Source organism: Bradyrhizobium sp. 2TAF36 (assembly GCF_052114925.1).
Classification (GTDB): domain Bacteria; phylum Pseudomonadota; class Alphaproteobacteria; order Rhizobiales; family Xanthobacteraceae; genus Bradyrhizobium; species Bradyrhizobium barranii.
This window is the reverse complement of sequence record NZ_JBFRFR010000073.1, coordinates 65608-78520: the sequence shown is the minus strand read 5'-3', so window position 1 is coordinate 78520 and position 12913 is coordinate 65608. Positions and strand designations below refer to the sequence as shown.

At 64.5% G+C, this 12913-nt stretch carries 9 protein-coding genes; 7 read left to right on the top strand and 2 right to left on the bottom strand.

From position 1 onward, the window contains the following. Positions 1 to 213: 213 nt before the first annotated feature. Positions 214 to 1950, bottom strand: coding sequence for a bifunctional protein-serine/threonine kinase/phosphatase (locus AB4Z51_RS34000; RefSeq protein WP_167768251.1), 1737 nt, complete (start codon positions 1948 to 1950; stop codon positions 214 to 216). A 55-nt stretch (positions 1951 to 2005) separates the two neighbouring features. Next, positions 2006 to 2845 carry a formate/nitrite transporter family protein gene (locus AB4Z51_RS33995; protein ID WP_028146778.1) on the bottom strand — a complete coding sequence of 280 codons (840 nt, stop codon included), beginning with the start codon at positions 2843 to 2845 and terminating at the stop codon, positions 2006 to 2008. Between the two features lie 673 nt (positions 2846 to 3518). Between AB4Z51_RS33995 and AB4Z51_RS33990 the strand changes: the two genes are divergently transcribed. The 7 genes from AB4Z51_RS33990 (at position 3519) to AB4Z51_RS33960 (ending at position 12824) form a co-directional block, all read left to right on the top strand. Then, on the top strand, positions 3519 to 4832 hold the full coding sequence (locus AB4Z51_RS33990) for a CmpA/NrtA family ABC transporter substrate-binding protein (RefSeq protein ID WP_085404433.1): 1314 nt from the start codon (positions 3519 to 3521) through the stop codon (positions 4830 to 4832). A gap of 61 nt (positions 4833 to 4893) precedes the next feature. Further along, on the top strand, positions 4894 to 5790 hold the full coding sequence (gene ntrB / locus AB4Z51_RS33985) for a nitrate ABC transporter permease (RefSeq protein WP_085404432.1): 897 nt from the start codon (positions 4894 to 4896) through the stop codon (positions 5788 to 5790). 13 nt (positions 5791 to 5803) lie between these two features. Continuing rightward, entirely contained in the window at positions 5804 to 6598 is a 795-nt protein-coding gene (locus AB4Z51_RS33980) for an ABC transporter ATP-binding protein (RefSeq protein WP_441498846.1), read from the top strand. A gap of 336 nt (positions 6599 to 6934) precedes the next feature. Continuing rightward, positions 6935 to 8326 (top strand): MFS transporter, encoded by a 1392-nt coding sequence (locus AB4Z51_RS33975; RefSeq protein ID WP_085404430.1) that lies wholly within the window; start codon positions 6935 to 6937, stop codon positions 8324 to 8326. 121 nt (positions 8327 to 8447) lie between these two features. Continuing rightward, complete coding sequence (locus tag AB4Z51_RS33970) at positions 8448 to 8876, top strand: globin family protein (RefSeq protein ID WP_014497011.1); 429 nt, start codon at positions 8448 to 8450, stop codon at positions 8874 to 8876. 10 nt (positions 8877 to 8886) lie between these two features. After that, entirely contained in the window at positions 8887 to 10104 is a 1218-nt protein-coding gene (locus AB4Z51_RS33965; RefSeq protein ID WP_167768250.1) for an NAD(P)/FAD-dependent oxidoreductase, read from the top strand. A gap of 14 nt (positions 10105 to 10118) precedes the next feature. Further along, the gene (locus AB4Z51_RS33960) at positions 10119 to 12824 is read left to right on the top strand and encodes a molybdopterin-dependent oxidoreductase (protein WP_441498845.1); all 2706 of its coding nucleotides are present in this window, start codon (positions 10119 to 10121) and stop codon (positions 12822 to 12824) included. Positions 12825 to 12913: the final 89 nt, after the last annotated feature.

Here is a 12913-nt window from a genome sequence, read left to right as displayed (position 1 = left end):
TGCCCTCGTCTACCCAATCCTCCAGACATTCCGGCAAGAGCGTCAGCTGGGATCTGTCCGCGCCTTCAACGAAGCGTCCCATCCACATCCCCCATCAGGAAACGGAGGAATCGTAACCGACTCGTGGCTTTTCACACAGCCAGGGTCACCAGCGGCAATGCTCTGGCGAACGATAATGGTTCCACTTGGCCGCTAGAAGTGGACGTCTGCGCCCTATCGCCCGTGCAGCAGCGCCAGCAGCACGACGACTGCGCAAGCAAGCGCTGCCGTGGTCAGCTTCCAGAACATCAGCGGGCTGCGCTCCAAGAGCGGCGTGATCCGTGTGTCGAGATAGGCCGGATTGGGCGTGCGAAGCTCGAAGACGAATTCGGACAGATCCTCGTGCCGCTTGTAGGGATCCGGATGGAGCGCGCGCCTGAGCGCGCCGTCGACCCAGGCCGGCACGTTGCGATCGTCGCCGGCCGGGCGATATTGAAGTCTCCGCACGTCTGCCTTGCGCCGGATCCTGGCGATCTGGGTGCCATAGGGAAGCGTTCCCGTCAGCATCTGGTAGCAGATCACGGCCAGCGAAAACATGTCGGAGCGCGGCGAGCCGCCTTGCCCCAGAAAGTACTCCGGCGCCGTGTACTGGACCGTTCCCAGGATGTCGTCGGCCTCGTCTCGCGGCGCGGCTTCCGCGACGCCCGCGACCCTGACCGACCCGAAGTCGATGATCTTCGCGGTGCCCGTCTTGTCGATCAGGATGTTATCGGGCCTGAGGTCCTGATGCAGCATTTCCATGCGGTGGAAGGCGCGCAGCCCCGCGGCGATCTGCTCGACCAGCCCACGGACGGTTTCGAGATCGGGGCGCGGATTGTCGGTCATCCACTGCTTCAGCGTCTGCCCTTCGACGAATTCGGTCGCGACGTAGAGATAACTGCGCCGTCTCGACTGTGACAGCGGCTTCAGCACGTGCGGGCTGTCGATCCGGCGCGCGATCCACTCCTCCATCAGGAAGCGCTTGAGATAGGCGGCGTTGTCGCGCAGATCAATCGACGGCAGCTTGAGCGCGACCGGCGCCTCGGTCTCCACATCGACGGCGAGATAGATATGACTGCGGCTGCTGCCGTGGATTTCCCGGATGATCCTGTAGCCGTCGAAGATCGCGCGCGGCTCCGGCAGCGGCGGAAGCGGCAACTGTGACGTCTGATTGAAGATGCCGGCCGGCTCGCGCTGCGGCACCGCGTCGATGCGCAGGATCTGGACGGTGATGTTGTCGTCGCTGCCGCGCCGGTAGGCTTCCTCGACGATCGCCTTTGCCGCCCCGTCGAGCTCGGCTGCGTGCTCGCCGAGTGCGCTGGTGATGAAGCGCTGGTCGACGAATTCATAGGCACCGTCGGTCGCCAGGATAAAGGTATCGCCTGCCTCGATCTCGAAAGCCTGGTAGTCGATCTCGATCTGCGGATTGATGCCGAGCGCGCGGCCGAGATAGGTCTGCTCCGACGACACGATGATACGGTGATCGTCGGTCAGCTGCTCGAGCGCCTTGCCGGCGACGCGGTAGACGCGACAGTCGCCGACGTGGAAGATGTGCGCCGTGGTCGCCTTGATGACCATGGCGGTCAGGGTGCAGACATAGCCCTTGTCGCGGTCATAGGCATATTGGCTCTTGCGCGTCTGCGCGTGCAGCCAGGAATTGGTCGCGTCCAGCACGCGGCGGGCGGAGGTCTTCACCGTCCAGGATTCCGACGTGCAGTAATAGTCCATCAGGAAGCTCTTGACCGCCGACTCGCTGGCGATCTGGCTCACCGTGCTGCTCGAGATGCCGTCGGCGAGAACGGCCGCGATGCCCTTCAGGCTGAGCAGAGGCTCTTCCGGAATCAGGACGCCGTGAAAATCCTGATTGACGGGCTTGCGCCCCTTGTCGGAGTGCTGGCCGACAGAGATCAGGAGTCCGCGGGTCATCGTCATCACCAGGCGAAGGGAGCCTCACCCTGGTCGGGCGAGGCTCCTCTGTCGAGACGTATCAGGCCGCAACGCGGGTCGGCGCAGCCTTGCCGGCCTGGCGCTTCGGCTTGGTCATGACGTGGGTGGCATAGAGGGTCATGCCGGTGAAGGCGAGGCCGCCGACGAGGTTGCCGAGCACGGTCGGGATCTCGTTCCAGATCAGATAATCCATGATCGAGAATTTGGCATGGAGCATCAGGCCCGACGGGAACAGGAACATGTTCACGACGGAATGTTCGAACACCATGTAGAAGAACAGCATGATGGGCATCCACATCGCGATGACCTTGCCGGGGACCGAGGTCGAGATCATGGCGCCGACGACGCCGGTCGAGACCATCCAGTTGCACAGCATGCCGCGCATGAACAGCGTCGCCATGCCGGCCGCGCCGTGCGCGGCATAGCCGAGCGTTCGGCCTTCGCCGATGTTTCCAATCGCCGCTCCGACCTTGTCGGGGTCTTGCGTGAAGCCGAACGTCGTCACGAAGGCCATCATGAAGGCGACGGTGAAGGCGCCGGCGAAGTTGCCGACGAAGACGAGGCCCCAGTTGCGCAGCACGCCGCCAAGCGTGACGCCGGGACGCTTGTCGATCAGGGCGAGCGGCGAGAGCACGAACACGCCGGTGAGCAGATCGAAGCCGAGCAGGTACAGCATGATGAAGCCGACGGGAAACAGTATCGCGCCGATCAGCGGCTGGCCGGTGTTCACGTTGATGGTGATGGCGAACCATGCGCCGAGTGCGAGGATGGCGCCGGCCATGAAGGCGCGGATGGCAGTATCCCGGGTGGACATGAAGATCTTGGACTCGCCCGCATCCACCATCTTGGTGACGAATTCCGAAGGCGCGAGATACGACATCAATGGTTCCTTTTGCTTCGTAAGTGAGATCGACACGCCCGAGAGAGCGCAGCTGAACATCATTGGCCGTGCGGACAGCTCTGCCGCGCACGAGGGCTATGGAAGGTCTGGAAGCCTTGGGAATCGCGTCACGAGGACTGAGCCGGGAGGGCCGCGAAGCAGTTGAGCTTCCGGGATGCAGCCGCCAGAGGCTGCAACAATGCGGCAAGCCGCAGTCTTCGTTGACGTCGGTGAAGAAGCAAGTTGCGTGCCGTGTGGGTGTGTTGGAAAAGGCTAGCGATATCAATCAGATGCCGCACGCGTTCAGCTGACTTTTGCGGACGCGCGGCCTTTTGCTTGGGCGGCTGCATAAGATTTGTGCGGCGCACAAGGAATGAGCAATCCGCAAAATCCGCGTGCGCAGCAGGCCTGCGACAGTCTGGCGCGGCGTCAATAACCCATTCATTTTTCGACATTTTTCGGAGTGGCGGGCTTGGCATGAAGCTTGAATCATTCAAGCCGACGCCATTGAAGCCGTCCCGCGAGACTTCTCATCCGATTTGCCGACGCCACCAGACGGGGGTCTCCCCCGCCATGCGTTCGCATGCGCCTGTTTCTGGCGTCACGGACGGACGGGCCACTCGCGCGCACTGACGCCATCAATTCTGCAACGATGCAAAGGACGACACTGCCTATGACCAAGCGCACCCGCCAGCCCTCGGGCCTGAGCCGCCGTCAATTGTTGAAGGCCGCCGGCAGCACCGCCGCTCTTCTCGCCGCCGCCAAGCTGAATTTCCCCGCCGGCGCCTTCGCGCAGGACGCAGGCCCCGAGGTCAAGGGCGCCAAGCTCGGCTTCATCGCGTTGAGCGATGCCGGTCCGCTCTTCGTCGCCAAGGACAAGGGCCTGTTCGCCAAATTCGGCGTGCCCGACACCGACGTGCAGAAGCAGGCCTCATGGGGCACCACGCGCGACAATCTCGTGCTCGGCTCGGAGGGGAACGGCATCGACGGCGCGCACATCCTGACCCCGATGCCGTATCTGATTTCCGCCGGCAAGGTGACGCAGAACAACCAGCCGACCCCGATGTACATCCTGGCGCGGCTCAATCTCGATGCGCAGTGCATCTCGGTCGCCAAGGAATATGCCGACCTCAAGGTCGGTGCCGACGCGTCGGTGCTGAAGGCGGCGTTCGAGAAGAAGAAGGCCGATGGCAAGTCGGCCAAGGTCGCGATGACCTTCCCGGGCGGCACGCATGACCTCTGGGTCCGCTATTGGCTCGCCGCCGGCGGCATCGATCCCGACAAGGACGTCGAGACCATCACCGTGCCGCCGCCGCAGATGGTGGCGAACATGAAGGTCGGCACCATGGACGCGTTCTGCGTCGGCGAGCCCTGGCCCGGGCAGCTCGTGCATCAGGGCATCGGCTACACCGCCGTCAACACCGGCGAGATCTGGAGCAAGCATCCCGAAAAGTCGCTCGGCATGCGCGCGGCCTGGGTCGACAAGAACCCGAAGGCTGCCAAGGCAATCCTGATGGCCGTGATGGAGGCGCAGCAATGGGCCGACAAGATGGAGAACAAGGAAGAGCTCGCGACCATCATGGCGAAACGGCAGTGGATCAACTGCCCGGTCGAGGACATCGCCGATCGCGCCAAGGGCAAGTTCGACTACGGCAATGCCGGCAAGGTGGTCGAGAACTCACCGCATATCATGAAGTACTGGCGCGACTTCGCCTCCTATCCGTTCCAGAGCCATGATCTCTGGTTCATGACCGAGGACATCCGGTGGGGCAAATATGAAGCTTCCTTCGACAGCAAGGCCCTGATCGGCAAGGTCAACCGCGAAGACATGTGGCGCGATGCGGCCAAGACCCTCGGTGTCGCAGCCTCGGAGATTCCAGCCTCCACCTCGCGCGGCAAGGAGACCTTCTTCGACGGCAAGGTGTTCGATCCCGAAAATCCGGCTGCCTATCTGAAATCGCTCGCGATCAAGCGCGTCGAAGTCTGATGGAACCCGCGGCCGCCGTCAGGCGGCCGCGTCGTCCTTTGAAGCCGGAGAGGGATTTTCAATGAACATGCCTGCCACGAAGATTGAGGTTGAGACTGCGACGCCTGCGGGTGCTTCCGCGCCGGTCGTCGCGATGACGCTCAAGCGTCCGCCGCGCAGAGAGGCCTACGCGCGTATGGCGAGGGAGACCGCCGTGCGCGTGATTCCGCCGCTGGTCGTGATCGCGCTGCTGACGCTGGTGTGGGAGCTGGTGTGCCGCCGCGCCGGCTCGGCGCTGCCGCCGCCGTCAAAGGTGTTCAAGGACACCAAGGAACTGATCTTCGATCCGTTCTTCGATCATGGTGGCATCGACAAGGGCCTGTTCTGGCATCTCTCTGCAAGCCTTCAGCGCGTCGCGCTCGGCTACTCGTTGTCGGCGATCGCCGGCATCGCGCTCGGCGTGCTGGTCGGGCAGTCGGTCTGGGCGATGCGCGGGCTCGATCCGCTGTTCCAGGTGCTGCGCACCATCCCGCCGCTGGCCTGGCTGCCGCTGTCGCTCGCTGCGTTCCGCGACGGCCAGCCATCGGCGATCTTCGTCATCTTCATCACCTCGATCTGGCCGATCATCATCAACACCGCGGTCGGTATCCGCAACATCCCGCAGGACTACCGCAACGTCGCCGCGGTGGTACAGCTCAATCCGCTCGAGTTCTTCGGCAAGATCATGATCCCGGCGGCGGCGCCCTACATTTTCACGGGCCTTCGCATCGGCATCGGCCTGTCCTGGCTCGCCATCATCGCAGCCGAAATGCTGATCGGCGGCGTCGGCATCGGTTTCTTCATCTGGGACGCCTGGAATTCCTCGCATATCAGCGAGATCATCCTTGCGCTGTTCTATGTCGGCATCGTCGGCTTCGTGCTCGATCGCCTGATCGCGGGTCTCGGCAAGATCGTCACCCGCGGCACGGCGCAGAACTGAGGGAGAAGGGCACATGACCGCCTATCTGAAGCTCGACCATATCGACAAGGTCTTTACCCGCGGTGCCGCCAGCACGGAGGTGCTGAAGGACATCAATCTCACGATCGAGAAGGGCGAATACGTCTCGATCATCGGCCATTCCGGCTGCGGCAAGTCGACCCTGCTCAACATCATCGCAGGCCTGACCGGCGCCACCACCGGCGGCGTGCTGCTCGAGAACCGCGAGGTCAACTCGCCGGGGCCCGATCGCGCGGTGGTGTTCCAGAACCACAGCCTGCTGCCGTGGCTGACCGTCTACGAGAACGTCAAGCTCGGCGTCGACAAGGTCTTTGCCAGGACCAAGTCCCGCGCCGAACGCGACGCCTGGGTCATGCATAATCTCAACCTGGTGCAGATGGCCCACGCCAGGGACAAGCGTCCTTCGGAAGTCTCCGGCGGCATGAAGCAGCGCGTGGGCATCGCCCGTGCGCTGGCGATRGAACCGRAKGTGCTGSTGCTCGACGAGCCGTTCGGCGCGCTCGACGCGCTGACCCGCGCGCATCTGCAGGACTCGGTGATGGCGCTGCATCAGAAGCTCGGCAACACCATCCTGATGATCACCCACGACGTCGACGAGGCGGTGCTGCTATCCGATCGCATCGTCATGATGACGAACGGGCCGAGCGCGCGCATCGGCGAGGTGCTGGAGGTGCCGCTCGCACGTCCCCGCAAGCGGCTCGATCTTGCGACCAACTCCACCTATTTGAAGTGCCGCCACCGCGTGCTCGAGTTCCTCTACGAGCGTCATCGATTCGTCGAGGCCGCGTAAACCAAGGTTTAACGTGGATGATAAACGCGCCTAAATAATCGACACCTCGCTCAATCCTTGTGCGCCGCACAAGGATTGAGCGAATCGCAAAATTTGCGAGCGAAATACACCTGGAAGAATTTCGGGCAATGCGAACAAGCCCCTGAATTCCCTGTATTTCCCGAACGCGCGCAATTGGCACGGAAATTGAAATACCTTTTCCGACGCCAACGACGACGTCCCTCAACATCATCAATCAGCATCGTGAACTCGCCACCGGGGCATGGCCTCGGCGCGCGCCTCCGCGTGGAGGCTGAGCCTGCAACGACGCAGCGGTGAGCCTAGAAGGGATTATCAATGACGACGAATCCGACTCGAAATCCGACGTGGATTTCTGATTGGCGCCCCGAAGACGAGGCGTTCTGGAATGCGGGCGGCAAAGTGATCGCCCGGCGTAACCTGATCTGGTCGATCGTGGCCGAGCATATCGGCTTCTCGGTGTGGCTGATCTGGAGCATCGTCACCACCAAGCTGCCGCAGGCGGGCTTCCACTACACCACCGACCAGCTGTTCCAGCTCGTCGCGGTGCCCGGGCTGATCGGCGCATTGATGCGCTTCCCCTATACGTTCGCGGTCACGACCTTCGGCGGCCGCAACTGGACCATTTTCAGCGCGGCTGTCCTGTTCATCCCGACGCTGTCGCTCGCCTATTTCGTCGGCCAGCCCGACACCCCGTTCTGGCTGATGCTGCTGATCGCATCGACCGCGGGTCTCGGTGGCGGCAATTTCGCCTCCAGCATGACCAACATCTCCTTCTTCTTCCCTGACCGGATGAAGGGATGGGCGCTGGGGCTGAACGCGGCCGGCGGCAATATCGGCGTCTCCAGCGTGCAGCTCTTGACCCCGATCCTGATGACGCTCGCGGTCATCAACCTGTTCCAGGCGTCCCCCGTCGACGGCATCTTCCTCCAGAACGCCGGCCTGATGTGGGTGCTGCCGATCGCGATCGCGGTGTTCGGCGCGGTGTTCTTCATGAACAACCTGACCACGGCCAAGTCGTCGATCAAGAACCAGCTTGCGGTGGTCAAGCGCAAGCACACCTGGATCATGGCGTATCTCTATATCGGAACATTCGGATCCTTCATCGGCTACTCGGCGGCGTTCCCGCTGCTGATCAAGACGCAGTTTCCGGCGATCTCGATCTCGATCGCGTTCCTCGGGCCGCTGGTCGGTTCGCTGTCGCGACCGCTCGGCGGCTTGCTCGCCGACAAGATCGGCGGCTCCATCCTCACCTTCTGGAATTTCATCGCGATGGCGGGCGCCACCGTCGGCGTGCTCTACTTCGTCGGGCACAAGGACTTCACCGGCTTCCTTGCGATGTTCCTGATCCTGTTCGTGACGACGGGCATCGGCAACGGCTCGACCTACCGCATGATCCCCTCGATCTTCCGCGAGCAGAACCTGTTCAGGGTGCGTGGCAAGGGCGATGCGGCGCGCGCGGCGGCGTTGAAGACCGCGAGCATCGAGAGCGGTGCGGCGGTCGGCTTCATCGGCGCGATCGGCGCGGTCGGCGGCTATCTGATCCCGACCGGTTTCGGCAAGTCGATCGCCATGACCGGTGGTCCCTCGCTCGCGCTCGCGATCTACCTCGCTTTCTACGCCTCCTGCCTCGGACTGACCTGGTGGTTCTACCTGCGTCGCAGCCCGCAGGGTGAGGGCGCGTCAAGCCTCGCGGAAGCGCGAGTCTGAGTTTGGCACGAATGTCGCTTCTCCCCGTACGCGGGGAGAAGACTCTCTGATGACGTTTGACCCATGAACCTTGTTCGCAACGGCGCGGACAAAGGCAGACCGAAACAGACAGGAGAACATCATGACTTCAGAACAGATTGCCCTCGTCCAGCAGAGCTTTTCCAAGGTCGCGCCGATTTCAGAGGCGGCCGCGGTGCTGTTCTACGATCGCCTGTTCGAGGTGGCGCCGTCCGTGCGCGCGATGTTTCCCGAGGACATGACCGAGCAGCGCAAGAAGCTGATGGGCATGCTCGCGGCCGTCGTCGGCGGCCTGTCGAAGCTCGAGACGATTCTTCCCGCGGCCTCGGCGCTCGCCAAGCGTCACGTCGCCTATGGCGCCAAGGCCGAGCACTATCCGGTGGTCGGCGCGACCTTGCTCTGGACCCTCGAGAAGGGCCTCGGCGAGGCCTGGACGCCCGAACTCGCCACGGCCTGGACCGACGCTTACGGCGTCCTGTCCGGCTACATGATTTCCGAGGCCTATGGCGCACAGGCGCAGGCCGCCGAATAGGAGATGCCTTGTGAGTGAACCGCTGGTCATCGTCGGTAACGGTATGGCGGCCGCGCGTCTGGTCGACGAGCTCGCCAAGACCTCGCTCGGCCGCTACGCGGTCGCGGTGATCGGCGAAGAGCCGCGGCTCGCTTACAATCGCGTGCTGCTCTCCTCCGTGCTGGCCGGCGAGACCGGCTCGCACGAGATCGAGCTGAGGCCGGCGGACTGGTGGCGCCATCGCGGCGTCACCGTGCGCTACGGCTATCGCGTCACCGAGATCGACACCGGCCGCCGTGAGCTCAAGATCGAAGGTGAAGAGAGCGTCGAATATTCCAAGCTCGTGCTCGCCACCGGCTCGACGCCGCTGCGGCTCAACGTGCCGGGCGCCGATCTCACCGGGGTGCACACCTTTCGCGATACGCGCGACGTCGATCTGCTGCTGACGCTCGCTGCGGCGAAGAAGCGTGTCGTCGTGGTCGGCGGTGGCCTGCTCGGACTCGAAGCGGCCTATGGCCTTGCGAAAGCCGGCGCGCCGGTGACGCTGCTGCACCTGATGGACCGGCTGATGGAGCGCCAGCTCGATCTGCCGGCGGCCGACCTGCTGAAGACGCTGGTCGAGCGCAAGGGCATCCGCATCCTGCTTAACGCCTCCACCGCCCGCATTCACGGCGAGGGCCATGTCGAAGCCGTCGAGCTCGCCGACGGCACGCGCATCGAGGCGGATGCCGTGATCTTCGCCGCCGGCATCAGGCCGAATGTGGCGCTTGCCAAAGAGGCGGGCATCGCGGTCAACCGTGGCATCGTCGTCAACGACGAGATGCAGACGGCCTCGCCCGACATCTACGCGCTCGGCGAATGTGCCGAGCATCGCGGCACCTGCTACGGCCTGGTCGAGCCCGCTTACGAGCAGGCGCGCGTGCTGGCGCGGCATCTCGCCGGCCGTCCCGCCGCCTATCAGGGCAGCGTGGTCTCGACCAATCTGAAGGTCTCCGGCGTCAGCGTCTTCTCCGCCGGCGACTTCATGGGTGGGGACGGCAGCGAGAGCCTGGTGCTGTCAGACCGCAGGCGCGGCACCTACAAGAAGCTCGTCATCGCCGACGGCCGGCTCACCGGCGCGGTGCTGATCGGCGATACCGTCGATGCGCTCTGGTATCTCGAGCTGATCCGCAATCGCGACAAGGTGACGGCGATCCGCACCGACATGATGTTCGGCCGCGCGCTGGCGCGTCCTTCCAAGGCGGCTTGATAAGGCAGCTCGATATGACGGCGATCGATCCCACGCTCCGCGCCACCAAGACGACCTGTCCCTATTGCGGCGTCGGCTGCGGCGTGCTGGCGACGCCCGACGGCAACGGTGGCGCGGCGATCGCGGGCGACCCGGATCATCCCGCCAATTTCGGCCGGCTGTGCTCGAAGGGCTCCGCGCTCGGCGAGACCGTCGGGCTGGAGAGCCGGCTGCTCTATCCGATGATCCGCTGCAAGGGCGTGCTGGAGCGTGTCGCCTGGAGCGACGCGCTCGATCACGTCGCCCATCGCATGCAGCACATCGTGGCGCGCGACGGCGCCGATGCGGTCGCGTTCTATCTCTCGGGCCAGCTCCTGACCGAGGACTATTACGTCGCCAACAAGCTGATGAAGGGCTTTGTCGGCACGGCCAATGTCGACACCAATTCGCGGCTCTGCATGTCGTCCTCGGTCGCCGGCCATCGCCGCGCCTTCGGTGCGGACACCGTGCCCGGCTGCTACGAGGATCTCGACCAGGCTGACTTGCTCGTGTTCGTCGGCTCGAACGCGGCCTGGTGCCATCCCGTGCTGTTCCAGCGCATGCTGAAGAACCGGCAGGAACGCAGCGCGCGCATGATCGTGATCGATCCGCGCCGGACCGACACGGCCAGCGACGTCGACCTGTTCCTCGGCCTCAAGCCCGGCACCGACACCGCGCTGTTCTCCGGCCTGTTCGTCCATCTCGCCGACAATGGCGCGCTGGACCAGGATTACATCGCGCAGAACACGTCGGGCTTCGATGACGCGCTGACGCGCGCGCGCAACATCGCCGGCAGTGTCTCCGCGACCGCACTGGCGACGGGTCTGTCCGAACAGGACGTCGCCACCTTCTTCAAGATGTTCCGCGACACCGAGCGAGTCGTCACGCTCTATTCGCAGGGCGTCAACCAGTCGGCGCAGGGCACCGACAAGGTCAACGCGATCCTGAACTGCCATCTTGCCACGGGACGCATCGGCAAGCCGGGCGCCTCGCCGTTCTCGCTCACCGGCCAGCCCAACGCGATGGGCGGCCGCGAGGTCGGCGGCCTTGCCAACCAGCTCGCCGCGCATATGAACTTCACGCCGCCCGACATCGACCGTGTCAGGCGGTTCTGGAAGGCGCCGCGCATCGCCACCCATGAAGGGTTGAAGGCGGTGCAGCTGTTCGAGGCGATCAACCGCGGCGAGGTCAAGGCGCTCTGGGTGATGGGCACCAACCCGGCGGTGTCATTGCCGGACGCGGACGTCGTACGTGAAGCGCTGAAGAAGCTCGAGCTGTTCGTGGTGTCCGAGAACGTGCTCTCCAACGACACCGTCGAGGCCGGCCCGCATGTGCTGCTGCCGGCGCTGGCCTGGGGCGAGAAGTCGGGCACGGTGACCAACTCCGAACGCCGCATCTCGCGCCAGCGCTCGTTCCTGCCGGCGCCGGGCGAGGCGCGGCCGGACTGGTGGATTCTGAGCGAGACCGCAAAGCGGCTCGGCTTCGGCGACAGCTTCAACTACAAATCCGCCGCTGATATTTTCCGCGAGCACGCGGCGCTTTCGGCGTTCGAGAACGATGGCAGCCGCGATTTCGACATCGGCGCGCTGACCGCGCTCTCGGACGAGGCCTTCGACGCCTTGAAGCCGGTGCAATGGCCGGCGCGCGAAGGCGAGGCGGCCGGCGAGCGCTTCTTCGCGAACGGCGGCTTCTTCACCAATGACGGCAAAGGCCGCTTCGTCGCGCCGGAGGTGCCGTCGCTGCGCGGCGAAACCGGCCCGTCGCGCCCGCTGCGGCTCAACACCGGACGTATCCGCGACCAGTGGCACACCATGACGCGCACGGGGCTCAGCCAGCGTCTCGGCGCGCATCTGCCGGAGCCGTTCGTCGAGATCCACCCGGATGATGCCAGCAAACACGGCATCGCGCATGACGGCTACGCCCGCATCACCACCGATTACGGCCAGTGCATCCTGAAGGTCGTCGTCAGCGACCGTCAGCAGCGCGGCACGCTGTTCGCGCCGATCCACTGGAGTGCGATGAGCGCCTCGCACGGCCGCGTCGGGGCGCTCGTGCAGTCCTTCACCGATCCGTTCTCGGGCCAGCCGGAGTCGAAAGCCACGCCGGCGGCGATCTCGCCTTATGAATACGTCTTCCGCGGCTTTGCGCTGTCGCGCAAGCAGCTCGATCTGCCGCCGAACCTGATGTGGACCCGTGTCACGGTTTCGGGCGGCTTCGGCTATCTCTTCGCCGACAATGCGGATCTGTCGCGCTGGCCGRCCTGGCTCGACGGTGTCGCCGGCGAGGATGTCGCCGACTATCGCGACTTCGGCGGCGGCGTTTATCGCGCGGCCTCGTTCGCGGGCGACCGCATCGAGACCTGCCTATTCGTCGGCCCCGCGCATGATGCCGGCGACTGGGAGGTGGTGAAGAGCCTGTTCGTGGCCGATCACGTCACCGACGAGCAGCGCCGCATGCTGCTGTCAGGCAAATCGACGGAGGGCGCGGCCTCGACCGGCCCCATCGTCTGCGCCTGCTTCGGCGTCGGCCGCGGCACCATCTGCGACACCATCGCGAGCGGCGCGCGCACGGCGGCCGAGATCGGCGCCAAGCTCAAGGCCGGCACCAATTGCGGGTCATGTATCCCCGAGCTGAAGCAGTTGATCGCGACGACGGAAGTGGCGCCGGCGAAGCAGGCGAAGGTCGCGGCGGCTGCGGGGTAGGGGATCTCTCCAGACTGGGAGACTGTCTCGTGCCCCGGACGCTGCGCAGCACGAAGTGATGCGCTGCAGAGCCGGGGCCCATCTCACAG